Source organism: Candidatus Rhodoluna planktonica, from assembly GCF_001854225.1.
Classification (GTDB): domain Bacteria; phylum Actinomycetota; class Actinomycetes; order Actinomycetales; family Microbacteriaceae; genus Rhodoluna; species Rhodoluna planktonica.
On the sequence record NZ_CP015208.1, the window covers coordinates 106,331 to 129,428 of the forward strand.

General features: G+C 53.2%; 24 protein-coding genes and 3 tRNA genes. 9 read left to right on the forward strand and 18 right to left on the reverse strand.

Annotated elements, in window-relative coordinates; genetic code table 11:
• Positions 1-162: 162 nt before the first annotated feature.
• Positions 163-2,094 carry a DUF262 domain-containing protein gene (locus tag A4Z71_RS00500; protein ID WP_070954055.1) on the forward strand — a complete coding sequence of 644 codons (1,932 nt, stop codon included), beginning with the start codon at positions 163-165 and terminating at the stop codon, positions 2,092-2,094.
• A 111-nt stretch (positions 2,095-2,205) separates the two neighbouring features.
• Here the strand turns inward: A4Z71_RS00500 and purL are convergent, their stop codons facing one another.
• From purL to purS, 3 genes are read right to left on the reverse strand one after another with little or no spacing between them, the layout of a single operon-like run.
• Positions 2,206-4,533, reverse strand: a complete 2,328-nt coding sequence (gene purL, locus A4Z71_RS00505; RefSeq protein ID WP_070954056.1) for a phosphoribosylformylglycinamidine synthase subunit PurL — start codon at positions 4,531-4,533, stop codon at positions 2,206-2,208.
• Positions 4,533-5,228 carry a phosphoribosylformylglycinamidine synthase subunit PurQ gene (gene purQ, locus A4Z71_RS00510; protein ID WP_070954057.1) on the reverse strand — a complete coding sequence of 232 codons (696 nt, stop codon included), beginning with the start codon at positions 5,226-5,228 and terminating at the stop codon, positions 4,533-4,535. The genes purL and purQ overlap by 1 nt, the downstream gene beginning before the upstream one ends.
• Before the next feature lie 12 nt (positions 5,229-5,240).
• Positions 5,241-5,489 carry a phosphoribosylformylglycinamidine synthase subunit PurS gene (gene purS / locus A4Z71_RS00515; protein ID WP_070954058.1) on the reverse strand — a complete coding sequence of 83 codons (249 nt, stop codon included), beginning with the start codon at positions 5,487-5,489 and terminating at the stop codon, positions 5,241-5,243.
• A gap of 277 nt (positions 5,490-5,766) precedes the next feature.
• On the opposite strand from purS, the gene A4Z71_RS00520 reads away from it, so the two are divergent.
• Complete coding sequence (locus A4Z71_RS00520; protein ID WP_070954059.1) at positions 5,767-6,441, forward strand: hypothetical protein; 675 nt, start codon at positions 5,767-5,769, stop codon at positions 6,439-6,441.
• Positions 6,442-6,478: 37 nt separating this feature from the next.
• Here the strand turns inward: A4Z71_RS00520 and A4Z71_RS00525 are convergent, their stop codons facing one another.
• The 3 genes from A4Z71_RS00525 to purD all read right to left on the reverse strand — a co-directional run bounded on the left by A4Z71_RS00525 (position 6,479) and on the right by purD (position 9,266).
• Positions 6,479-7,051 (reverse strand): TetR/AcrR family transcriptional regulator, encoded by a 573-nt coding sequence (locus tag A4Z71_RS00525; RefSeq protein ID WP_070954060.1) that lies wholly within the window; start codon positions 7,049-7,051, stop codon positions 6,479-6,481.
• Between the two features lie 8 nt (positions 7,052-7,059).
• Entirely contained in the window at positions 7,060-7,905 is an 846-nt protein-coding gene (locus tag A4Z71_RS00530) for a phosphoribosylaminoimidazolesuccinocarboxamide synthase (protein WP_236858572.1), read from the reverse strand.
• Positions 7,906-7,997: 92 nt separating this feature from the next.
• Positions 7,998-9,266 (reverse strand): phosphoribosylamine--glycine ligase, encoded by a 1,269-nt coding sequence (gene purD, locus A4Z71_RS00535; protein WP_070954061.1) that lies wholly within the window; start codon positions 9,264-9,266, stop codon positions 7,998-8,000.
• 31 nt (positions 9,267-9,297) lie between these two features.
• Between purD and A4Z71_RS00540 the strand changes: the two genes are divergently transcribed.
• From A4Z71_RS00540 to purM, 5 genes are all read left to right on the forward strand, one after another.
• Positions 9,298-9,966, forward strand: a complete 669-nt coding sequence (locus A4Z71_RS00540; protein WP_070954062.1) for a hypothetical protein — start codon at positions 9,298-9,300, stop codon at positions 9,964-9,966.
• Positions 9,959-10,309, forward strand: a complete 351-nt coding sequence (locus A4Z71_RS00545) for a sterol carrier family protein (protein ID WP_070954063.1) — start codon at positions 9,959-9,961, stop codon at positions 10,307-10,309. Before A4Z71_RS00540 ends, A4Z71_RS00545 begins: the two co-directional genes overlap by 8 nt.
• A 14-nt stretch (positions 10,310-10,323) precedes the next feature.
• A complete protein-coding gene (locus tag A4Z71_RS00550; protein WP_070954064.1) occupies positions 10,324-10,587 on the forward strand; it encodes a hypothetical protein in 264 nt (87 codons plus the stop codon).
• 81 nt (positions 10,588-10,668) lie between these two features.
• On the forward strand, positions 10,669-12,219 hold the full coding sequence (purF, locus tag A4Z71_RS00555; protein ID WP_070954065.1) for an amidophosphoribosyltransferase: 1,551 nt from the start codon (positions 10,669-10,671) through the stop codon (positions 12,217-12,219).
• Entirely contained in the window at positions 12,212-13,327 is a 1,116-nt protein-coding gene (gene purM, locus A4Z71_RS00560) for a phosphoribosylformylglycinamidine cyclo-ligase (RefSeq protein WP_070954066.1), read from the forward strand. The genes purF and purM overlap by 8 nt, the downstream gene beginning before the upstream one ends.
• Before the next feature lie 18 nt (positions 13,328-13,345).
• On the opposite strand, the gene A4Z71_RS00565 is transcribed toward purM, so the two are convergent.
• The 6 genes from A4Z71_RS00565 to A4Z71_RS00590 form a co-directional block, all read right to left on the reverse strand.
• Positions 13,346-14,374, reverse strand: coding sequence for an ABC transporter ATP-binding protein (locus A4Z71_RS00565; protein WP_070954067.1), 1,029 nt, complete (start codon positions 14,372-14,374; stop codon positions 13,346-13,348).
• A complete protein-coding gene (locus tag A4Z71_RS00570; RefSeq protein WP_084028358.1) occupies positions 14,374-15,840 on the reverse strand; it encodes an ABC transporter permease in 1,467 nt (488 codons plus the stop codon). Before A4Z71_RS00570 ends, A4Z71_RS00565 begins: the two co-directional genes overlap by 1 nt.
• A 101-nt stretch (positions 15,841-15,941) precedes the next feature.
• On the reverse strand, positions 15,942-16,973 hold the full coding sequence (locus tag A4Z71_RS00575) for an iron ABC transporter substrate-binding protein (RefSeq protein WP_236858536.1): 1,032 nt from the start codon (positions 16,971-16,973) through the stop codon (positions 15,942-15,944).
• 146 nt (positions 16,974-17,119) lie between these two features.
• The gene (locus A4Z71_RS00580) at positions 17,120-17,335 is read right to left on the reverse strand and encodes a DUF3073 domain-containing protein (RefSeq protein WP_070954069.1); all 216 of its coding nucleotides are present in this window, start codon (positions 17,333-17,335) and stop codon (positions 17,120-17,122) included.
• A gap of 79 nt (positions 17,336-17,414) precedes the next feature.
• Positions 17,415-17,795, reverse strand: coding sequence for a fluoride efflux transporter FluC (locus A4Z71_RS00585; protein ID WP_070954070.1), 381 nt, complete (start codon positions 17,793-17,795; stop codon positions 17,415-17,417).
• Positions 17,788-18,165: a FluC/FEX family fluoride channel gene (locus A4Z71_RS00590; protein WP_070954071.1), complete on the reverse strand. Its 378-nt coding sequence runs from the start codon at positions 18,163-18,165 to the stop codon at positions 17,788-17,790. The genes A4Z71_RS00585 and A4Z71_RS00590 overlap by 8 nt, the downstream gene beginning before the upstream one ends.
• A 23-nt stretch (positions 18,166-18,188) precedes the next feature.
• Here A4Z71_RS00590 and A4Z71_RS00595 point away from each other — a divergent pair, with 23 nt between their 5' ends.
• Positions 18,189-18,824 (forward strand): LysE family translocator, encoded by a 636-nt coding sequence (locus tag A4Z71_RS00595; RefSeq protein WP_070954072.1) that lies wholly within the window; start codon positions 18,189-18,191, stop codon positions 18,822-18,824.
• Positions 18,825-18,855: 31 nt separating this feature from the next.
• Here the strand turns inward: A4Z71_RS00595 and A4Z71_RS00600 are convergent, their stop codons facing one another.
• The 5 genes from A4Z71_RS00600 to A4Z71_RS00620 form a co-directional block, all read right to left on the reverse strand.
• Complete coding sequence (locus tag A4Z71_RS00600; protein ID WP_070954073.1) at positions 18,856-19,767, reverse strand: EamA family transporter; 912 nt, start codon at positions 19,765-19,767, stop codon at positions 18,856-18,858.
• A 31-nt stretch (positions 19,768-19,798) separates the two neighbouring features.
• The gene (locus tag A4Z71_RS00605) at positions 19,799-20,851 is read right to left on the reverse strand and encodes an NAD(P)-dependent alcohol dehydrogenase (protein ID WP_070954074.1); all 1,053 of its coding nucleotides are present in this window, start codon (positions 20,849-20,851) and stop codon (positions 19,799-19,801) included.
• 72 nt (positions 20,852-20,923) lie between these two features.
• A tRNA-Phe gene (locus tag A4Z71_RS00610) sits at positions 20,924-20,996 on the reverse strand.
• Positions 20,997-21,054: 58 nt separating this feature from the next.
• Positions 21,055-21,128 (reverse strand) — tRNA-Asp (locus A4Z71_RS00615).
• Positions 21,129-21,145: 17 nt separating this feature from the next.
• A tRNA-Glu gene (locus A4Z71_RS00620) sits at positions 21,146-21,221 on the reverse strand.
• A gap of 116 nt (positions 21,222-21,337) precedes the next feature.
• On the opposite strand from A4Z71_RS00620, the gene A4Z71_RS00625 reads away from it, so the two are divergent.
• Entirely contained in the window at positions 21,338-22,537 is a 1,200-nt protein-coding gene (locus A4Z71_RS00625) for a C40 family peptidase (RefSeq protein WP_070954075.1), read from the forward strand.
• Positions 22,538-22,608: 71 nt separating this feature from the next.
• Here A4Z71_RS00625 and A4Z71_RS00630 read toward each other — a convergent pair whose 3' ends face one another.
• Positions 22,609-23,097, reverse strand: a complete 489-nt coding sequence (locus A4Z71_RS00630; protein WP_070954076.1) for an inorganic diphosphatase — start codon at positions 23,095-23,097, stop codon at positions 22,609-22,611.
• Position 23,098 lies beyond the last annotated feature (1 nt).

A 23,098-nucleotide genomic window follows, 5' to 3' on the forward strand; every position in this document is an offset into this window, starting at 1 on the left:
GTGAAGTCGCTCAGACATGTCAAATGAGCCCAACCGTTACAAGAAGGTACTTCTACGATGGGCTGTTTAGTCACATTGGTGTTTGGGCCGCTCAGGTTTTGGTCGCGAATGGCCCAGCAAGTGGCTGAAATTATTCAGCCACCGGCGACTTGTCAGCGTTAAATGGCAAAGTTTCTATGGAGATTCATTTACACGTTGAAGATAGGCTGGAAGAAGGGGTACGAAATGGATGGTCAAAATAAGTTAGTAGCTGCCATTCTGAATCAAGGCAGCCATTACATTATTCCAAGCTATCAACGTGACTATCAGTGGGGAGAAGAGCGTTGGCAGTCCTTAGTCTCAGATATCCTCCATGCTGTTACTAATGAAGATGGTGACCCGCCGCATTGGCTTGGTATCTTCCTGACTAGCCAATCTACGAATGTGGTGCACCCAGGCTTCTCTGGCCAGATGCAATATTTGGTAATTGATGGACAGCAACGTTTGATCACGATCGCAATCTGGGTTGCAGCGCTTGTTCATCACTCTCAAGACAAGGGTCTTCCTGTCGAATTTGATCTAAAGAACATGGCCAAAATAACCGTTCAGGAATCTGACCGAGTTTATTTTGAGGCGGTACTAAATAATCTATGGAGAAATACCGAATTGTTCGACCATAGGGGTCATCCAATATTGCGGGCTTACTTCTATTTCAGATACTTGCTGTGGCATGGCCAAACTGCCCTCGCGGAGGATGATCCAATACCGCTTCCAAAAATCAGGAAACCAAACGCAGAAGAAAAATTCGAGGCTCAGTGGCAAGTAGCGGCAGAAAGTAAAAGCGGGCTTAAGGTTCCACGGGGTGCCGAGGCAAACTCAATAGAGCTGCTCACAAGTACATTATTTCGGCTATCGGTATTTTCACTCATTCACAATCCAGCGACAGATGAAACGCAAGCCGTTATTTTTGACACGCTTAATGGCAAACATCAGGAATTAGAACCACTAGACCACGTCCGTAATAGCCTTTTCGTGCGCATTAATAATCTAGAGGCCCAAGATATCTACAAGGAATTCTGGTATCCAGCTGAGACTGAACTTCGGTCGATCGCCCTAAAGAATATGAAGGCAGGCAAAGCGTTCATTTACGATTACGTCATCAGCAAGGGTGAGAAGAAGCATCAGAAGAATATAAACGCCACTAGGGGCGCATCGCATTTTGCAACAATGATCAAAGGCAAAAAAGACTCTGAGATTCCAAATTTCATCGAGCATGACCTAGTGCCGGCCATGCTTACCTGGCAGGTAGTAGTTCGGGCTCAGGACCAAGTAAAAATTAATGGTCTTGCCGTAAAGTTTCCTGATGAAATTTTGCAGCTCATGAGTAACATCCGTGACTTATCTCAAGGTCCAGCAAACCCCGTAGTCCTTCACTATGCATCAGGCTTTGTTACTGGAAAAGTAACCGCCCCTACGTTAGCCTCAATACTTTTTCTTCTAGAAAACTTTTTGGTTCGCCAAATTCTTGGTGGGCGACCAATGCAACCTTTGCGCTCACGCCTAATGGATGTTATGGGTGCGGTTGGCGGGGATTACTCACTTGAACGACTGCAAGAGATTCTTTCAAAAGCGGACTGGGTGCAAAACCGGGAACTGATTGAGATTGCAACCACACAACGAATTTATGACAAGGCTACAGCCAAAGCTCTTGGCGCGATATTTAGGGGTATTGAGCGCCAGCTTAGCGGCAAGGGATCTATGAATTTCAAGATAGCCAAGGGAGAAGGGAACTATTCAATTGAGCACATATATCCACGCATAAACTCCAAATGGCTTGGTGATTTAGAAACCTGGGGGTGTCTAGAAGAGGAAATGGACCGCCGCAGACATGTGATTGGAAACCTAACGGTCGTTACAAATTCACACAACTCTGCCGTTGGTAATAAGTCATTTGCCGATAAGCGAAATTACCCGACTGTATCGGGAAACGCAGCCCCACTTTCACTCAACGCGAGTTGGCAAGGACATGACATTACAAGTTGGACCCCAAAGTTAATCGACGATAGGTCACTGCTTCTTATTCAGGCCGCAACGAATTACTGGAAAACCATCTAAGAGCTAAACAACGATTTAACATCGGTGTTGCCCATGCAACTTGGTCTGAATTAGCCTAATTCTCTCGGTGAGACCTGACTTGGGACGGCCACTTTTGAAACCGATGCTTAACTAAAACAACTCCGCCAAGGTCGCACTCCAGGCACCACGCAGATCGCTTAGTTGCCAGGTGGCTAGGTCTTGAATTTCTAGCTGGCCGCTGTTGTCGGTGACGCCGATTCGCAGAACTGGGATTCCGCGAGCCTCACACAAACCAACAAACTTCACATCATCTTCGCGACCAACCGAAACCAGAATGCGTCCGGTTGATTCACTAAACAGAGCCGCGGTGCGGTCAATGTTGTCGCGTTCCATAATTTCGCCAAGCCACAAACGCGCACCCATGCCAAATCTGAAACAGCTTTCGGCAACAGCCTGAGCCAAACCGCCTTCGCTAAGGTCGTGAGCCGAAGCAATCAAACCCTGCAGACTGGCCCCGTGCATCAGGTCGGCTAGTTGGCGCTCGAAAGCCAAATCAACTTTTGGTGGGCGGCCGCCAAGGTGACCGTGGATAACCTCTGACCAAACCGAACCATCCAGTTCATCGGCGGTGGTGCCCAACAGGTAAATGTTGTTGCCCTCGTCTTGCCAACCTGAAGGAATTCGGCGAGCCACATCGTCGATCACGCCAAGCACACCAACCACCGGGGTTGGGTGAATTGCCACATCGCCGGTTTGGTTGTAGAAACTTACGTTTCCACCGGTAACCGGAATACCCAATTCAAGACAGCCATCGGCCAAACCTGCAGTGGCCTGCTTAAACTGCCACATTACTTCTGGGTTTTCTGGGCTACCAAAGTTTAGGCAGTTGGTAACTGCGGTTGGCACGGCACCGCCGGCAGCAACGTTGCGGTAAGCCTCAGCCAAAGCCAACTTGGCACCCTCATATGGGTCTAGATAGCAGTAGCGACCATTGGCGTCGGTGGCAATCGAAATGCCTAATCCGCTTTCTTCGCTAACGCGCACCATGCCCGAATCGTCTGGCATAGCCAGCGCGGTGTTGCCACCAACATAGTGGTCATACTGGTCGGTAACCCAGCTCTTGTCTGCCTGGTTTGGCGACGAAATAATGCGCACAAACTGCTCGGCCAATTCGCTGCCGTTTTGGTTGTGACGGTGCAAACCGTTGCCGTTGCCTGCAGCGACGTGAACGGTGTTGGCATTTAGCGCATCTTGATAAACCGGATAAGCCACCGGACGCTCGTAAACAGGGCCATCGTGGGCGACGGTGCGTGGTGGTACGTTCACAATTTCTTCGCCGTGCCAGGTGATGTAAAGACGATCTTCGGCGATAACCTCACCGAGCACCGAATACTCAACTTCCCACTTGTCGACGATCTTGGCGAAAGCTTTGAACGACTTTTTCGGCACGATGCCCATCATGCGCTCTTGCGACTCTGACATCAGAATTTCTTCGGGGGTTAGGTTCTCGTCGCGCTTTAGCACCTTGTCGAGTTCAACGCGCATACCCGCGCCACCGTTTGAAGCCAACTCGCTGGTGGCACAGCTGATGCCGGCACCACCCAAGTCTTGAATACCGGCAACCACTCCGGCGGCATAAAGCTCGAGGCAGCATTCGATAAGCACCTTCTCGGCAAATGGGTCGCCAACCTGCACCGCTGGGCGCTTGGTTGGGCCGGTTGAGTCAAAGGTTTCTGAAGCCAAAACCGAAACGCCACCGATGCCGTCGGCGCCGGTGCGGGCACCAAACAAAATCACTAGATCGCCAGGGTTTGAAGCCTTAGCCAGCTTTAGATCTTCGTGACGCAGAGCACCAACGCTTAGTGCGTTGACCAGCGGGTTGCCCTGATAAACCTTGTCAAAAACAGTTTCGCCACCGATGTTTGGCAAACCCAGGCAGTTGCCATAGAAGCTGATGCCGCTAACCACACCGTGCACCACTCGAGCGGTGTCTCGGTTTTCTGGGGCGCCAAAACGCAACTGATCCATCACGGCAATTGGGCGAGCACCCATGGTCAAAATGTCGCGAACAATGCCGCCTACACCGGTTGCCGCACCCTGGAAAGGCTCAATGTATGAGGGGTGGTTGTGCGATTCAACTTTGAAAGTAACCGCCCAGCCTTCACCGATGTCAACCACACCGGCGTTTTCGCCCATGCCCACCATCAGGTGTTTTTTCATCTCGTCGGTGACTTTTTCACCAAACTGACGAAGGTAAATCTTCGACGATTTATAGCTGCAGTGCTCAGACCACATCACCGAATACATCGCCAGCTCGGATGACGTTGGCCGGCGACCCAAAATGCCACGAATGCGCTCGAATTCGTCTTCTTTCAGACCCAGCTCTTTCCAAGGCTGTGCCTTGTCTGGGCTGGCTGCTGCTTTAGCAGTGGTGTCGGTGTTGGTTTCAACAACCTTCTTTTTGCCAAAAAGGGCCATTATGCGTTCACCAAAGCTTTCATTACAGAGGTAAAGAATTTCAAGCCGTCAACACCGCTGCGCATTGCGGCGCTGATGTCGGGGCCAAATCCTGGTTCAACCGCGTGCTCTGGGTGCGGCATTAGACCAACCACATTGCCGCGCTCGTTTCGCAAACCGGCGATGTCGTTCATCGAGCCGTTTGGGTTGAGGTCGAGGTATCTAAAAGCCACCAACCCTTCGCCTTCGAGGCGCTTTAGGGTTTCGTCGGTTGCGATGTAACCACCCTCGCCATTTTTCAACGGGATGGTGATCTCTTGGCCAAGTTCAAACTCGTTAGTCCACGGGGTGTCGATGTTTTCAACGCGCAGTTTTTGATCACGGCAAATGAAGTGCTGGTGCTCGTTGCGAATTAGGCCACCAGGCAAAAGGTGTGATTCAACTAAAACCTGAAAACCGTTGCAAATGCCCAAGACCGGCAAACCCTGATTGGCCTGCTTGATGATTTCTTGGGTGATCGGCGCCTGGGCTGCGATAGCACCGCAGCGCAGATAGTCGCCGTATGAAAAGCCGCCGGGCAAAACCACAGCGTCAACTTTTTTAAGGTCGCTGTCTGCGTGCCAAAGCGGCACCGGAGTACCGCCGGCCAAGCGCACTGCGCGCTGAGCATCGCGGTCGTCTAGGGTTCCAGGAAAAGTTACTACACCGATTTTCATAGCCGACCTCGATTAGTTTTCGACGGTTACGGCAACGACGTCTTCGATGACCTGGTTGCTCAAAAAGTTTTCGGCGATCTTGTGTGCCTCGGCGATGTCGGCGTCGGTGATGGTGCGCTCGAAGTGCAACTCAATTCGCTTGCCGATTCGAACGCCGGTGATGTCTTTGTGCCCGGTGCGGTGTAGGGCGTTGTTCACCGATTTTCCGGCTGGGTCAAGAAGGTCTACCTTCGGCATAACTTCGACGATAATTTTTGGCACTTTAGCTCCAAGCTTTTATGGGGAGTTTGCAATTGTGGGCCGGTGATTTCCGGCCTAAAAGTTGCCGACGACGTTGCCGAACCCTTTCATTTTAGTGGGTTAGGGTCGCCCGGCGCAGACAGCGCCGATGTCCATTCCGGGCAGCACATTTGATCGAATCGAGATCTGCTGACAACTTGTCAGGCTAATTTTTTGCACCTCGCCTAACTTGGATGCCGTGCCGCTACCCCCGCGGCATTTCGGCCGCCAACAGCGGCATCGGTATTCAAGGAGAGAAATGCGAATTACACGTCTGGCCGCAATCGGCACAGCATCGGCTTTGATCATCAGCGGTTTGGCCACCACCCCAGCCTCGGCCGCTACATTTTCGGCATCACTAAGCAAGAGCATCGGTCTCACCGCTGCCGCAGACACCATCAACATCACGCTCAACAACCTCGATGGCGACAAAGGTGTTTACCTGCGCCTATGTGAGGTGCCGGCTAACAAGACTGAGCGCCCAAAAAAGTGTGATGGTCAAGGCAAGTGGGTCAGCAATCTTTTGGCATCGCAGGTAATGGGTGCCGGCAAAGCCGACCAGGCCACTGCGCTACCGGTTAAGGCAGTTTTCACCGCCGAGGGCTCAACTGTTGACTGCACCGCAGTGGCTTGTGCCGTGCATGTTCGCCGCGATCACTTCGGTGGCGCCGCCGACACCTCACTAGATCGCTACTACCCAGTTTCATTTGGTGCCGCTTCGGCCACCGCAACTGCTAAAGCCGGAAAACTGACGGTGGTAATTGCTGGTGCCTATGGGCAGCAGGCGGCTATCAAAGTAGGCAGCAAAACCTACACCCGCACCATCACCAACAACAAATACACCTTCACAATTGCCGTGCCAAAAAATAAAGAGGTAAAAGTTTCAGCGGTTGTTGCCCGAAAAGCGTTGGTCAGCAAAACCCTGAAAGGCTAATTTGTTACCCCTAGCAAATTAGCGGTCGAGAAATCGGCTATTGAGGCTGCAGTGCTCCGGCAATTCCGGCGATGGTGAATTGCTCAAGTGCTGCGGCCTCTCGCACATATTCGCTGCCCGAATCAATTCGCTGGGCCGCCGCCGCAACACTTGCATAGATCAGGTGGCAGGTGGCTGTCACATCTTTTACGCCAAGTTCTTTCACCGGGCTAAGCAGCGCCATCATGAAGTGTCCGTGCATCGCGTTGATCATGCCGCGCGAATCTTCGGGCAAACTGGCAATCGAAATTTCGCGGATGACTCGGTGCTCGGCACTGGCAAGATGTGCCAGGGTGTAGTGAATCCAAACCCGGATGCGCTCCATGGCGTCATCAAATCTGGCGATGTGTTCGTCGATGGCGTTGCTCAAATCGGCCATCTCGTTAATAACGAGCTCGGCCAGAACATGATCTTTCGAGGCAAAGTATTGATAAATTGCTGGCCGACTTAGACCGGTAGCAGCTGCCAGTTCGGCCATCGAAACGGCATCCACGCCTTTTTCAGCGATTATTTGCTGAGCCGCCGCCAAGATTAGGTCTTGGCGTTCGTCACGAATCGATGCTGGGGTCACGGTAAGTGTTAAGCGATTTCCTGGGTTAAACGTTCCGCAAGTTCGGCATATTTATCGGCCGTTTGAGCAACAATCTCCGCTGGCAAAACCGGTGGTTCGCCAACCTGGTTCCAGTTGTCGGCCAACCAGTTGCGCACAATTTGCTTGTCAAAACTTTCTTTGCGCTCGCCGCGATCCCAGGCGGCCTTCGACCAGTAGCGCGAAGAGTCGGGGGTGAGCACCTCATCTCCCAGGATGATGGTGCCGGTTTCATCAACACCAAATTCAAACTTGGTGTCAGCCAAAATCAGCCCAGCTTTTTCGGCCAGGGCGCTTGCTGCTTTGAAAACTTGCAAGCTCAAATCGCGAAGTGCGGCTGCATTTTCGGCACCGATAATTTGAACCACCTGATTGAAGCTGATGTTTTCATCGTGCTCACCCATCGGCGCTTTATAGGCCGGGGTAAAAATTGGCTCAGGCAATTTGCCGCCGAAGGTCAAACCTTCAGGTAACTTCACGCCGCAAATCTCACCGGTGGCTTGATACTCTTTCCAGCCCGACCCTGAGATGTAGCCGCGCACCACACACTCAATTGGAAACATCTCAAGTTTTTTGGCGATGGTTGCGCGATTGCGAACTTCTGCCGGAATTTCAACTTCGTGGCTTAGGTGATTTGGAACCGCTAATCGCTCAAACCACCAATTGGTTAAGCGAGTTAGGTTGGCGCCCTTACCTGGAATGGTTGGCTTCAGCACGTGGTCGAAAGCACTCACCCGATCTGAAGCAACCACCAAAATCAGGTGGTTCAGTGCCGGGTCTTCACTTTCGTAAAGGTCGCGCACCTTTCCGCTGTAAACGTGCTTCCAGCCGGCAATTGCAACCGCGCCCGAGTCGGCAGTTGAAACTGCGCCCGAGTCGGCAGACTCGCCATTCAGACCCAAGTTGTTTTGCTCGCCCTGCGCGCTCACTAGTTGACAACCTTCAGCGCGATGTCGCTGCGATAGTGGCTACCCTGCAACTGAATCTTCTCAATCGCCGCATAGGCAGCTTTTCGAGCTTCGGCAAAATCAGCTCCGTTGGCAACCACCGAAAGCACACGACCTCCGGTTGCTAGCAACACTTCGTCGCCGCCGCGAGACTCTTCAAATTTTGTGGCCGCGTGACAAATTTCGACACCTTCAACTTGCTCGGCTTCGGTCAAACCATAAATTGGTCGATTCGGCGCCGAAGTCTCTGGGTAGCCCTCACTGGCAAGCACCACCGTGATGGCGGCATCCTTGCTAAATTCTGGCTGGGCGGTGGTTTCAAGGTGACCGGTTGCCGCCTTGTAAAGCAGTGTGCTCAACGAGCTAATCAATCGACGCAGTACAACCTGAGTTTCTGGGTCGCCAAAGCGAGCGTTGAATTCAATCACGCGGATACCCCGCTCGGTAACAATCAGGCCGCAGTAAAGCAAGCCAATAAATGGCGCGCCCAAGCGATCAAGTTCTTGAACGGTTGGAATTGCAACCGTTCGCTCAACCTCTTCAACAAAGTTGTCAGGCAGCCAAGGCAGCGGCGAGTATGCCCCCATGCCACCGGTGTTTGGCCCCGCATCGCCATCGAAGGCGCGCTTGAAATCTTGAGCCGGAGTTAGCGGCATCACATTTTTGCCATCCGATAAGAAGAAGAGGCTTACTTCTTGGCCGTCTAAAAATTCCTCGACCAAAATTCCCATGTCGATAAATTTGGCTGCGTGCTCAAGAGCAGCTGCCCGGTCGCTGGTGACAATCACACCTTTACCGGCGGCTAGGCCATCGGCTTTGATAACGTACGGGGCGCCAAAATCATCCATGGCATCTTCAACTTCTTGCAAAGTTTCGCACTCGCGAGCCATGCCCGTTGGCACACCAGCCGCAGCCATAACCTCTTTGGCGAAAGACTTCGATCCCTCAAGTTGCGCCGCCTGTTTGCTCGGACCAAAAACGGCAACGCCCTGCTCACGCAGTGCGTCAGAGACACCGGCAACCAGCGGTGCTTCGGGGCCGATGATTGCCAAATCGATTTCGTGCTGTAGGGCAAACTTGGCAACCTCGAGCGGATCGTTTGGCTTCAGTTCGGTTTCGCAGCGCACATCAAAACTGATGCCGGCATTGCCCGGGGCAGCAATAATGTCTTGAGCTGGGGTGCCCGTGCGAATCAGAGCTTTGATAATTGCGTGCTCGCGGGCGCCTTGACCCAAAACCAAAATTTTCACACCGCAAGTTTACCGACCAGAATAGAAGCCTATGAAGCCTCAAAAATTTCTTGCCCTATCGGCCGCCGCTCTGCTCGCCGCACTAGGCCTGACCGCCTGCGCCACCGATTCATCACCGATTGCATCGCCGACTGCCAGTTCGACACCAACCAGCGATGTCACGCCACCGCCTGCCGGTCAGCGCGGAGAAGATCCGTTGGCTGAATTTGAGGCTGCCGCAACCGCCAGCTGCAACAAGGCCATGGCCGAGGGTGTGGTTGAGGCTATCGCCAAGGGTGAAACCCCAACCGAAACCGAGTGGTGGTTGATGATGGTTCCGAAAGACCAGGCCATCAACGATTTCTCGGCAGCGCGCTATGGCAAAGCTGAAGACTTGGCCGAGGTCATTTATGAAACCTATGAGTTCGACACCTGCTACATGTCAACCCAGTTTGCTTTGGCAAAAGAAGCTGGGGTCGACATCACCAAGGTGATGAGTGTCAGCTATGACCAAGCAGCCGATTTATATGTGGTGCGCGAGGCACAAAATGCTGGCAACGTGCAAACCTCGCAGTTTTTTCTCGACGCGGCCGGCTTAATCACAAAGGTGCAATACCCCGATTTGGGCGCAATCGCCTTTGAGCGAACCGTTCGCTACGGTGCTTTGACCGAGCAAGAACAAGGATGGTTCAAGCGCGCAGTCGAATCAGCAAATGGCTAGACGCAGAATCAAACCGGCCGATGGGCAAGCAGCCATTGCGTCGGTGCTGGCCGTTGGCGAACAACCGCAGTTAGCGACCGCCGTCAGATACCTTCTCGAAGAGTTGGCCGAGCGTGCACCGGGTAATTCGGTCGAGGTGCGGGTGCCACCATTTGGTGCAACCCAGTGCATCGAAGGGCCAAGACACACTCGTGGCACCCCACCAAACACAATCGAGTTGTCACCAGAAATTTGGTTCGGTCTCGCAACTGGGCAAATTACTTGGAATCAGGCGCTCGCCGAAGGCAAAATTCATGCCTCTGGTGTCCGCGCCGATATCTCGGATTACTTACCGTTGATTTGAGGTTGAATAGTCACATGGCCAAAAACACTCAAGAAGTTCGCATCCGCCGTTCGGCAAAATTTTTACCGTTCATGATTACCGGTGCCGTGCTGGGTGTGATTGCCGCCGTCGTCGTTGGTCTTAGCATCCCTGAAGAGCAGCGCACCGCGCAGCCCATCATCACCTATTTGATTGCCTACTTTGCCGGCATCGGTTTCGTTATCGGAATTGTTGTAGCACTGATACTTGAGCGCATTTTTGTGTCTCGTGCCAAGCGCGCTGAAGCGACTAAACTTTAGGGGTAAAGCCCGCAATGCTGCTGCTTCGGTTTTGCCGAGGTTGCAAAATTCGGGGTCGAGCCCACACCAATAAGGAACACTTTGCTTCGTGGCGATGGACTTCTAAACACCGACATTGCGGTGACCAGTGACGAAAAAGCACCTCAAGATCAATGCGGTGTCTTCGGGGTCTGGGCCCCTGGCGAAGAGGTAGCCAAACTTTCCTTCTTTGCGCTTTATGCTTTGCAGCACCGAGGTCAAGAGTCAGCCGGTATCGCCACCTCAGACGGCAAAAAAATCCTGGTTTATAAAGACATGGGTTTGGTCTCGCAGGTGTTCTCTGAAAGTGCACTCGAATCTCTAGTTGGCCACATTGCTGTAGGGCACAATCGTTACTCGACAACCGGTGCTTCGCATTGGCGAAATGCGCAACCAACTTTGGGCCGCACCGCATCGGGCACCGTCGCGCTGGCACACAACGGCAACCTCACAAACACCGCCGACCTGATGCAGCTGCTGCAACAGCGTTATCCGAACCAAACGCAAAACGAAATCACCGGCGGTAACACCACCGACACCGCTGTGCTCACCGCGCTTATGGCTGGCGATTTAGACCACACTCTTGAAGCCACCGCCCTTGAACTTTTGCCTAAAGTCAAGGGCGCTTTCTGTTTGGTATTCATGGATGAAACCACCCTTTATGCAGCCCGTGATCCGCAGGGCGTTCGCCCGCTGGTGCTGGGTCGTTTAGAACGCGGATGGGTTGTCGCCTCAGAGACCGCAGCACTCGACATTGTTGGTGCCAGTTTGGTGCGCGAAGTTGAACCCGGTGAGCTTATTGCCATCGACGAAAACGGTTTGCGCTCTTCTCGGTTTGCCGAGACCAAAAGAGCCGGTTGCGTTTTTGAATATGTCTACTTGGCTCGTCCAGATACTGCGATTAATGGGCGAGTGGTTTACGACGCTCGCGTTGAAATGGGCCGCACGCTAGCTCGCGAATATCCGGTCGAGGCCGACCTGGTTATTCCAACACCCGAATCGGGCACCCCGGCTGCTATCGGTTACAGCCAAGAATCAGGCATCCCATTTGGTCACGGTCTGGTCAAAAATGCTTACGTTGGCCGCACCTTTATTCAGCCTTCACAAACCATTCGCCAACGCGGAATTCGTCTAAAGCTAAACCCGCTCAAAGAAGTAATTCGCGGCAAGCGAATCATCGTGATCGATGACTCAATCGTGCGTGGCAACACCCAACGCGCCTTGGTGCAGATGCTTCGCGAAGCCGGCGCCGCCGAAATCCATGTTCGAATTTCTAGCCCGCCAATCACCTGGCCATGTTTCTACGGCATCGACTTTGCTACTCGAGCTGAGCTAATTGCCACAGGGTTGGGTGTCGAAGATGTTCGCGCCTCAATCGGTGCCGACAGCCTCGGCTACCTAACCAAAGATGGCATGATTGCGGCCACGCAGCAGGAAGAGCGCACCCTTTGCACTGCCTGCTTTACCGGCAATTATCCAATTGAACTGCCAACCGCAGACCGTCTGGGCAAAAACTTGCTCGAGCGGACCGACGACCCAGCCGCCTGTAACCCCGGGCCCGACAGCGAAACCGATGCGCTTGTTCGCGCACAACAGGAGACTTTGAATGACTAACCCTGGCGGCCACTCAAGTGCCTATGCCGAATCTGGTGTCGACACAGAGGCTGGCGACTTAGCTGTCGAGCTGATGAAACGCGCCGTTGGCGCAACCCACAACGATTTGGTTGTTGGTGGACTGGGCGGCTTCGCCGGCATGATGGACGTTTCGTTTTTGAAAAACTACGACCGCCCATTGCTGGCCACCTCAACCGATGGCGTCGGCACCAAGGTTGCTATCGCGCAGGCCATCGATAAACACGACACCATCGGTCAAGACCTAGTAGGCATGGTAGTCGACGACATTGTGGTGGTTGGTGCAAAGAGTTTGTTCATGACCGACTACATCGCCTGCGGCAAGGTTGTACCCGAGCGCATCGCCGACATCGTTCGCGGTATCGCGCAAGCCTGCAGCGCCGTTGGCGTCGCACTGGTCGGTGGCGAGACTGCAGAACATCCTGGTTTGTTAGGCGCCGACGATTACGACGTGGCCGGCGCAGCTGTCGGCGTGGTCGATGCCGCTAAGTTGCTGGGTCCACAAAATGTCTCGGTCGGCAACGTGGTTCTCGGAATGCAGTCTTCAGGTCTGCACTCAAACGGCTACTCGCTGGTTCGCAAAATTGTTCGCGACAAAGGTTTCGATTACAACGATGTCGTTGCCGAATTTCCTGGCATTTCGCTTGGTGAAAAACTTCTCGAGCCAACCGCGCTTTACACCGGTGTTTTGAACAACCTGCTGGAAAGCGAACTTGGTGCCTCTGTGAAGGCGATGAGCCACATTACCGGTGGCGGAATTGCCGCCAACATTGCGCGTGTTTTGCCGCAAGGTGTTGCCCTCGATGTGCACCGTTCATCCTGGACCCCAGCTGATGTGTTCCAAGTTTTGGCTGGCTGGGGTGGCTTCAGCCTCGAAGCTGTTGAAGGCACCTGGAACTTAGGCCTAGGTCAGGCTGTTGTGGTTGATGCTCAGCACGCGGATGAAATCGCCGCTTTCCTAACTCGTCAGGGCGTGCACACCTGGAACCTTGGCGAAATTGAAACCGCACCGGATGACCTCAGCGATTATGTGCAGGGTGCCAAAGGTGTCGACGGTGGTGCAGTTCGCCTAGTTGGCGACTGGCGCTAAAGACTGCTGCTTGCCCAACTAAGCGGCGTAGAAATTAACCGAACCGCGCACCCAAACAGTTACCCGCATGCCAAGTTCGGGCGCGAATGGTCCGTTGGCGCGAGCGCGAATTAGTGCACCCGGTAACTGCACCTCAACCAAAGTGTCATGGCCAAAATACTGGCGACCAACAACCTCGCCGTCACCTTTCGGGTTTGGCTGCAGGTAAAAATTCTCCGGCCGAATTGCAACCCGGCCGCGCGAGCCATCCGCGACCTTATTCAGTGCGGTAAGCGAACCCAGTGCGGTGACCACTTTGCCGTTTTGAACAACACCATCGACAATCACAGAATCACCCAGGAAGGTGGCCATTTCGATGTCAGTTGGCGCTTGATAAATTTCTTGTGGATCACCGATTTGCGCAAACTCTCCCTCGCGCAAAACAGCGACCCGGTCGGCCATCGACAGGGCCTCTTCTTGATCGTGGGTAACCAAAATTGCTGTTGTTCCGGTCGTGCGCAAAACCTGGCGCACGTCTTCGCGCAACCGAACTCGCAACTCGGCATCGAGGGCCGAGAACGGCTCGTCCAGAAGAATCAAATCAGGATGCGGCGCTAGCGCTCGAGCCAAAGCTACGCGGTGACGCTGACCGCCGGAAAGCTCGTGAGGCATCCGAGTTTCAAACCCGACCAGGTCAACCAAGCTGAGCAATTCGCTAACCCGCGAGCTGCGTGCCGATTTAGACAATTCACGCAAGCCAAATTCGATGTTTTCGGCCACATTCAAGTGCGGAAAAAGTGCCGCATCCTGAGGCACAAAACCAACACGACGCGATTCGGCGGCAATAAACTTTTCGCCGCCGGCTACTTGACGCCCGCCAATAAAGATTGCGCCTGAGTCCGGTGCGTCAAAACCAGAAATTAGCCGCAGCAAAGTAGTTTTACCCGAACCGCTGCTGCCCAAAACGGCAACAAATTCGTGCGCGGCAACCTCTAGATTTAGGTTTTTCAAAACAGTATTTGACCCGAATTTTTTGGTCACCGATTGCAGCGATAGGGCGTTAGACACTATTCACGCTCCAATCGACGATCTAGGTCAAGCTGAGAGTTCAGGTTTGCTCGAACCTGACGATTTAGCAGCCAAGCGGGTATGCCGGCCACCAGTACCAAAAGTAACGCATAGGGTGCGGCTGCTGCGAATGCGCTAACCGAGGTCTCATTCCACAAGCGGGTGGCCAGAGTCTCAACGCCAGTTTCGCGAAGCATCAGGGTGGCGGGCAACTCTTTCAACACAGATAGAGAAACAAGCGCTGCGCCGGCCAAAATTCCGGGTCCTGCGATTGGAATCACAACGCGACGCAGGGTTTCTAAACGGCTTGCACCTAGGCTGGCCGCGACCTCATCCAGCGCACGGGGCGCTTGACTAATTGGCGTTTGCATTGCCGCAACTGCGTTGGGTAAAAACAAAATCAGATAGGCGATTAACACCAAGGTACTGGTTTGGTAAAGCTCGGGCACAAGTCGATTGCTCACAAAAACCAGGGCAAGTGCAACCACAATTCCGGGCATGGCGTGGGTCAGCCAAATGGTGCGATCAAACGCCACGGTTACTTTTGAGCGAAAGCGAATAACCAAAATTGATATAGCGACACCGAAAATCCCGGTTACAAATCCACCACCGAGTGCATAGCCAATCGAGTTCACCAGGGCGCGAAGCACCTCGCCGCTGTCAGCTTCCGAAAGGCCAATCAGGTTCCAGCGAATCAAACTGGAAATCGGCAGAGCCAGCGAGATGAACGCCCAAACGGTTGCAAGGCCGCCCGCAACTACCCCAAACCAACCCAGGTGAATCAGCGAAGTTTTGCGAACACGCGAATCAATCGGAACTATTTTGCCGCGCAGTGAGGGCTCGATGATTAGAAGCAGAGCGGTGATTAGAACCAGGATGGCTGCCAAGCTCGCCGCAGCCGAGCGATCAAAACTGGAACGATAGGCGTTGTAGATGGCACGCGTAAAAGTGTCGAAGCTGAGAATTGAAACAGCGCCAAAGTCGCTGAGGGTGTAGAGCGCCGAAAGCATCGCACCCGAAACCGCTGCCGGTCGAATAGCCGGCCAGGTTACTTTTTTGAAGACAGACCAGCGACCAAATCCAAGGGATCGGGCAACCTCTTCGGTGGCTGCATCCGAGCGCACCAGGGCAGCGGACACCGACAAATATACGTACGGGGCTGTTCCGATGGTGAGCACCAGCCAGGCTGCCCAAAAGCCTTTGAAATCGCTGGCTAATGCTGCAAATGCATAGGCAGAAACGTAACTGGGCATGGCTAGTGGCAGTGCTGCCAAGACGGCAAAAATCGCCCGCCCACGCAGCGACGTGCGCACGGTAAGCCAAGCTTGAAAACTGCCCACCAGCACCGCAGTAACGGAAACCGTAACAGTTAGCAGCACCGAGTTTGCCAAAAGTTCAAAACTTCGCGGACGCAGTACCTGCTCTAAAACTTTGTTGAGACCAAATTCACTGAGGCGGACCAGCAAATAACTGAGCGGCGCTAAAGCAGCGAAAACGGCAACAACCGCCAGCCCCCAAACGAGGACCGGCGGTCGCTGCCGTAACGAATTTTTCAGGATGAAACTTTCTAGTCGGTTAGCCCGGCTTCTCGAATTAGATCCAGGGTTTGGGCTAGCGGAGCCAATGCACTCAAGTCAATCGCAGGTGAAGCGATTTCTTCAAGTTTTGGCAGCCAACCGGTAGCCGGTAATCCGGTAAGTGAATACTCTGCAGTTTTCTCGACGAAGAACTTTTGGGCCGAGTCGCCAAGTAACCATTTCGCAAAAGTTTGTGCCTCAGGCTTGTCGCTCAACACACCCACTCCGGCAACATTCACCAGATTTCCAACATCGCCGGCTTCAAACCAAACCATTTTCGACTTCATGTTTGCTTCACCAATTTCGTTGGCGTGCTCAAACCAGTAGTAGTGGTTGATAAGACCGGCAGCGATTTCGCCGGCCTCCACAGCTTCAAGAATCTGGCCGTTCTTTTCGAAAATTACGGCATTTTCTTTCATCGCGGCAAGCCAAGTCTTGGTGGCTTCTTCACCCTTCAGCACTCGCATAGCGGTTACGAAGGCTTGGAAAGATGCGTTGCTTGGGGCAATGCCAACTTTGCCTTTCCAGCTTGCATCGGCCAAGTCGAAGACCGACTTAGGCAGATCGGCCTCGGCGATAAGTTCAGGGTTGTAAGACAACACTCGACTCCGCCCTGAGACGCCAACCCAGGTGCTATCGGTGGCACGATATTTGGCCTCGACCAATTCGGTGATGTCTGAATTCAAAGTTTTGAAGGCGCCGGCTTCGCTAATTGCACCGAGTGCGCCTGCATCCTGTGAGAAAAATACGTCGGCTTGAACGTTGCTGCCTTCTTCAAGAATCTGAGCCGCAAGTTCGGCCGAGCCGGCATAGCGAACCTCAACGGCTATTCCGGTTTCTGCGGTGAATTGCTCGAGCAGCGGGGCGATTAGATCTTCAGATCGACCTGAATAAACAGTGATGCTTTGTTCGCCGGTGGTGGGGGTGGTTTCTTTTGCGCAGCCGGTAAGAGAGGCGGCTACGGTTGCGGCAGCAAGTGCCGCGGCGCCAATATTTAGGGCGCGCTTTAGTGCTTTATTCAATTAGTTTCCTTCAGTTTCGAACTGGATGGTTATTCCAGTCGTCTGTATTGTTTTGAACCGAACGGTTCTCTCTAAACTTAGGCAAAGCCAATTGAAAAGGCAACAGGAAAAACCTGATTTCCTAGAGAATTTTTGTTTAGTGCCGCCTAGGCGCGACGATCTTCATCGTCAACATCTTCAGCCGATTCTTCGTCTTCATCGTCGGCGTAGAGGTCGGCCCATTTGTCGATGAGTTCTTCTTCGTGTTCGGCGTTTGATGCACCCAATTCGCGCTCAAGCGCGGTTAGGTCGGTACTCGGGCTGAAATACTTGAGCTCGCGTGCGACTTTAGTGTGCTTCGCTTTTTGACGGCCACGCCCCATGGCGAGCCCCCTTACGTGCTCGGCCGCAGTTTCAAACTGCGGGAAAGACAAGGTGTTGCTTTTGCAACCAAAACTTTGCCTATTTTAGCAGGGCAGAAGCCAGAAATATGCCGGCATACACCATGAAAAGCGGGATCGTGAGGTTCAAAAATAAATTTGCGATGGCCTGCATCAGTTTTTTCTCGCGAATAAATTCGAAAGTTTGAGCGGCAAAGCTTGAAAACGTGGATAGACCACCGGCGAAACCGATCACCAATGCGGTCTGCCAGATGGCGGCGTTAGGGTCGACAAATCCTGAGGCAACCAAGGCTGCCAGCAACGAGGCCAGCGAATTCGCCAGCAAAATACCCCAAGGTAGCCAGCCATTGATTTGGGCAAACGCTAAGCGAAGAACTGAACCAACCCCACCCAATAATCCGGTGACCAGCAGAAATGGCAAGAAGGCGGTTAAGTTAGGCACCTTGCGCCTCCGAAGATTCTCGGCTGCGTTTAACCAGCTGGGTAACGATGCCGTAAACCACCAAGCCCTGCACCACCATGCCAAAAATCCAGAGCAAATTTTCGAGGTCAATGATTGGTGCGGCCAACCAAAGCGCAATTCCGCTCATGGTTGTGAAGCCGCCGGCAAACCCAACCGACCAAAACGCACGCTGCTGTTGATTGTCGAAAAACTTGGCGTGGTTTGAAAAAGCCAAGGCAGCGGTACCCAAGGTGTTCACAATAAAAAGCCCAATGAGTGGGTCGGTTAACCCGGTGAGCAGCACTCGCAGCATGGTGCCCAAAGCGCCACCAGCAAAGGTCAGGGCAATTACGGGCAACGATAGCGGCATGCCATTTAGTCTAGGCTGGCAAGGTGCCAAGCCTTGCTGACTTCATCACCTTCGTCATCGCGTCGCTGATCATCATTGTGATCCCGGGGCCGAGCGTAGTGTTTTCAGTCGGCCGAACTTTGGCTTTGGGTCGCCCAGCTGGTTTAGCGACGGTCATCGGAAACGCAGTGGGTACTAGTGTCTGGGTTTTGTTTGCCGCCTTTGGCCTTGCCGGGTTGCTGCAACTTTTTCCACCGCTGATTGACATCGTCAAAATCATCGGCGCCCTTTATCTTGCCTACCTCGGAGTTCAAACAATTCGCAGCAGCGGCAATAAACACGCGGAAATCGCAGAGCAAAACCAAACCGCCAAAAGTGTGAAACAGATTTTTCGCGAAGGTTTCACGGTGGGTTTGGCCAACCCGAAAGTTGCTGTTTTCTTTACCGCGGTTTTGCCGCAATTTATCAACCCCGAAGGCAATTTCATCATCCAATTTTTGTTGCTCGGCTTAATTTTCGAAGTGCTCGGTGTGATCGGTGACTCTACCTACGTAATCGCCGCAGCCTATGTGCGCAACTGGATTTTGACTGTGCCGGCCAGGTTGACCCGCATTGTTAGCGTCGGCGGAATGATGATTGTCGGCCTGGCACTTTGGCTACTTATTGAAGCGGCGCTCTAACCGGCGAGCTAACTTCGCCCGCGGTTGGGCACTAAGCCACAGCAAGCAGGGTACTGGCCACTAGAGTCAGCGCAATTCCAACCTGTTGAATACGAGCGACGTGCTCTTTGAGAATAATTCGGGCTAGCAAAATTGTGCCGAGCGGATAGAGCGCGGTGAGCACCCCAACCACGGTCAGGCTGCCGGTGCGCGAGGCCAGGGTAAACAAAATGTTGGCTGCCGCATCTAGAAAACCAGCCATGGCCACGGTTAGCCAAATCTTGACATCCAGTTTGGATGGGGTGGAGGCGCTCGCCGAATTAGAGCTTTGGTCAGAATAAAAAGCCTCAGCAACCAAGGATCGCTTTCTGAAGAACACCACGGTTGCAATTATTGTCAGCCCAATAGCCGCTGTCGCACGCATCAAAATGATTGGGCCGATACCCGAATCGTGCGGTGACTGCGCCAGCGAAGAAACCGCTAGGCCGATTGCCGAGCCAGCCAGAATCGCTAGCAGCAAAGCTTTCAACTTTGGTTTTTCGACGTGCTCGCCCGGGATGAAACCAACCAGAACAACCGCCAGCAGAGCTATGGCGATCGCCAACCAACCGAGCGCGTTAAAGTTTTCGCCTAAAAAACCAACGCCAATCAGCGCTGGCACAATCGCCGAAACCAGTGCTCCAAGTGGCGAGACAATGGATATTGGGCCGATTGCCAAAGACGCATACAGGGCCAACAGTGCAACCACCGAAAAAAGGCCAGCGGTAAAACCCCAAAAGAAGGTGTCCGCACTGAAACTGGCGCCCATAAAAGGTGACAGCAACAGCAGCAACATCAATCCTGAAAACGATGCAGCTGCGGTGACGACAACAACTTTTATCCGTCTCGATGCTATGGCAGCAAAGAAATCGGCGGCACCGTACGAAACTGCCGTCAGCAGCCCAAGCAGCACGGTCAAGTTCATCGCTGGCCCCTAATCAAAATTGAGATTTCGACTAGATAGTTTTTGCGTCAATTACGAAGCGGTAGCGAACATCGGATGAAACCACGCGGTTCCAGGCTGTGTTGATGCTGTCTACATCGGTTGCGTCCAGCAGTTCGATGTTGGCGCCAATCTGGTGCTCGGCGGCAAATTCGAGCATTTCTTGAATTTCTCGCTGACCACCAACTGAAGATCCGGCCATCGATCGACGACCTAGAGTCAGGCTGAAAATGTTTAGGCTTTGGCTTTTCTCGGGGAGGCCGACAAAGACAAGTGAACCGTCTAGCTTGATCATGTTTAGCAGCGCATCAACATCTACATCGGCGCTGGTGGTGTTCAAAATAAAATCAAATTTCTTGGCAAAATCTTTGAAAGTTTCTGGGTCATTGGTCGACCGATAATCGACTGCGCCGAAGGCTAACGCGTCATCCTTTTTCTTTAGTGAATGGCCCAGCACGGTGACCTCGGCGCCCATGGCAACCGCAAATTTGACTGCCAAGTGACCGAGTCCGCCCATGCCCAAAATGGCAACTTTTTTACCTTTGCCGGCACCCCAGTGTCGCAGCGGTGAATAAACGGTGATGCCCGCGCAAAGTAGCGGAGCTGCCTCGGCCAAATTTAGGCCCTCGGGGATGTGCAGCACGAAATGCTGGTCAACCACAATCTCGCCCGAGTAGCCACCAAATTGCACGTCACCCTCGTATGAGCGATCGTTGTAGGCACCAACCGGGCCGCGCTCACAGTAGCTTTCTTGATCTGCCTTGCAGGCATCGCACTCGCGGCAGCTGTCAACGAAAACACCCACGCCAACGGTTTGGCCAACCTTGAATTTGTCGACCTCGGTGCCAACTTCAACAACCTCGCCGATAATTTCGTGCCCTGGCACCATTGGAAAAATGTCGTTTCCCCACTCTGAGCGTGCCTGGTGAACGTCTGAGTGGCAAATGCCCGAATAAGAAATGCTCAAGCGAACATCTTTGGGGCCGACCGTGCGGCGTTCGATGGTGCCTCGAATTAGCGGCGCATTAGCTGAATTAACGATTAGGGCTGAAACAGAGGTAGTCATTCCTCAAGCCTAAGCCAGCAAGTTGGCCGAAAAGTAAAGAACCCCACGCTCGTGAGAAGTCGTGGGGTTCAGTGGCTCCGACCGGCATCGATCCGGTGACCTAACGATTTTCAGTCGTTCGCTCTACCAACTGAGCTACAGAGCCTCGAGCAGAAACTGCCCGATTCAATAAAAGCCCCTCTAATGAAGGGCTCCTAGTGAAGCGATCCTGACGGGACTTGAACCCGCGACCTCCGCCGTGACAGGGCGGCGCGCTAACCAACTGCGCTACAGGACCTAGTGGTGCTACATCCTTGGTGACCCCAACGGGATTCGAACCCGTGCTACTGCCGTGAAAGGGCAGCGTCCTAGGCCACTAAACGATGGGGCCTACAAAGTGATACTTCATAGCACCGAGGTAAAAGAATAGTCGCTGAAACGCCGTTGCCGCAACCTGAGATTTAAAGCTTCAAGCCATTCTTGAAACTTTCGTGTTATTTTCGAAGCATGAATCGTCGGTTAACTCGTGCCCTAATTACCACCTCGGTGGTTGCGGGCTTGATTGCAACCGGCACCGCAATTGCACCATCCTGGGCCGTTCCCAGCTATCCAAGTCAGGCCGAAGTTAATGCGGCCAAACGAAGCGTCACCGCTAAAAAAGAGATGATTGCGCGTCTTGAAAAAATTATTCAAGATTTGGCCACCGAGGCAGCTGCACTGGGTCGCGTAGCGCAAATTAAAGGCGAAGCCTTCAACCAAGCTCAGGATGAAGTAGACGCGGTACAGGCGAAAGTGAACTCGCTGCAGAGCCAAGCCGATGCCGCCAATGCGGCCGCTGAGCAGGCGCAGCAGCAGCTTGGCCAGATTGCCTCACAGATGTATCGCGACGGTTCTGGCGGAACCGCGTTGAACCTATTTTTAAATTCGGGCGAGGCCGATGATTTGCTTTACCAGTTGGGCGCGCAAGAAAAATTGGCTCAGCAAAACGATGAAATTTATCGCAAATCAATTGAGAAAAAACTTGCTGCCCAGGCGCTCACCGATGAGCTAAATGTGGCCAAGGATGAGCTAGCTGATAAGGCCGCGGTTGCTAAAGCTGCCTTTACCGAGGCTGCTAATGCAGCCAGTGCGGTTCAGGCCAAGGTTGACGAAAACAATCGATTGAACCGCACCTTCTACGCGCAGTTGGCGGCACTCAGAAACACCGCAGCAGATCTAGAACGTCAGCGCGCAGAAGGTCTAGCGGCCGAAGCGCGTCAGAACGCTGGTAAATCCAAGCCGATAGCTCCTGAGCTTTACGAGGTTGGCGCACCAAACACCGACAAGGTGGCGGTGGCAATCGATTTTGCGAAACAGCAACTGGGTGAGCGCTATGTGCTCGGTGGCATGGGTCCAGATGTTTGGGATTGCTCTGGCATCACAAAGGCAGCCTACTCAGCCGCCGGAATTTACATCGGTACCCACTCGGCAACCAATCAGTTCAACAACATGGCAGCCGGACGCAAACTTGTGCCGCTGAGTCAGTGGCAACCAGGTGACCTAATTTGGTGGACCCAGGAGAGCGCCTTCAACGGAGATAAATATCACGTGGCAATTTATCTGGGCGGCGACATGATGCTTGAGTCACCGAACCCGGCCCGAACAGTGCGTATTGTTCCGGTTCGTTTCGGGGAACTATTCCCTTACGCTGGCCGACCTTCGGCCTAGCCGCTAACAATCCAAGCCAATGAAAAAAATCCCCTCGAGCCATCTGCCCGAGGGGATATAAAATTTGCCGCTTAGTGACCTTCAGTTTTGAAGCGCTCCTGTGCCTCTTTGATTAGCTTTTCAGCTGCCTCACGACCGGCCCAATCGCCAACCTTGACCCATTTGCCTGGCTCAAGGTCTTTGTAGTGCTCGAAGAAGTGCTTGAGTTCATTCTTGGTCTGTGCTGGCACATCGTCGATGTCTTGAATGTGTGCGTAGCGAGGGTCTTTGGTCAATACGCAAATGACCTTCTCGTCTACTCCGCCGTCATCTTCCATGGTTAGGTAACCAACTGGGCGAACGTTTACCACTACACCGGGGTAAACCGGGTACTCGAGGATAACCAGTGCGTCAAGCGGGTCTCCATCGCCACCGAGAGTGTTGTCAAAGTAGCCGTAGTCGATTGGGTAGACAAATGGGGTGAAAAGCACGCGGTCTAAGTGAACGCGACCGGTCTCGTGGTCGATTTCATATTTGTTTCGACTGCCGCGCGGAATCTCAATTACTGCTTCGTAACCCATG

Excerpts from the sequence above, each read along its gene's own strand:
- A4Z71_RS00550 (WP_070954064.1), top strand. The coding sequence starts at position 10,324 with ATGGCCAAAAACACTCAAGAAGTTCGCATCCGCCGTTCGGCAAAATTT.
- A4Z71_RS00500 (WP_070954055.1), top strand. The coding sequence starts at position 163 with ATGGCAAAGTTTCTATGGAGATTCATTTACACGTTGAAGATAGGCTGG.
- A4Z71_RS00605 (WP_070954074.1), bottom strand. The coding sequence starts at position 20,851 with ATGACTACCTCTGTTTCAGCCCTAATCGTTAATTCAGCTAATGCGCCG.
- A4Z71_RS00590 (WP_070954071.1), bottom strand. The coding sequence starts at position 18,165 with ATGCCGCTATCGTTGCCCGTAATTGCCCTGACCTTTGCTGGTGGCGCT.
- A4Z71_RS00545 (WP_070954063.1), top strand. The coding sequence starts at position 9,959 with ATGGCTAGACGCAGAATCAAACCGGCCGATGGGCAAGCAGCCATTGCG.
- A4Z71_RS00580 (WP_070954069.1), bottom strand. The coding sequence starts at position 17,335 with ATGGGGCGTGGCCGTCAAAAAGCGAAGCACACTAAAGTCGCACGCGAG.
- A4Z71_RS00540 (WP_070954062.1), top strand. The coding sequence starts at position 9,298 with ATGAAGCCTCAAAAATTTCTTGCCCTATCGGCCGCCGCTCTGCTCGCC.
- A4Z71_RS00625 (WP_070954075.1), top strand. The coding sequence starts at position 21,338 with ATGAATCGTCGGTTAACTCGTGCCCTAATTACCACCTCGGTGGTTGCG.
- A4Z71_RS00630 (WP_070954076.1), bottom strand. The coding sequence starts at position 23,097 with ATGGGTTACGAAGCAGTAATTGAGATTCCGCGCGGCAGTCGAAACAAA.
- purL (WP_070954056.1), bottom strand. The coding sequence starts at position 4,533 with ATGGCCCTTTTTGGCAAAAAGAAGGTTGTTGAAACCAACACCGACACC.
- A4Z71_RS00600 (WP_070954073.1), bottom strand. The coding sequence starts at position 19,767 with ATGAACTTGACCGTGCTGCTTGGGCTGCTGACGGCAGTTTCGTACGGT.
- purM (WP_070954066.1), top strand. The coding sequence starts at position 12,212 with ATGACTAACCCTGGCGGCCACTCAAGTGCCTATGCCGAATCTGGTGTC.
- A4Z71_RS00520 (WP_070954059.1), top strand. The coding sequence starts at position 5,767 with ATGCGAATTACACGTCTGGCCGCAATCGGCACAGCATCGGCTTTGATC.
- purQ (WP_070954057.1), bottom strand. The coding sequence starts at position 5,228 with ATGAAAATCGGTGTAGTAACTTTTCCTGGAACCCTAGACGACCGCGAT.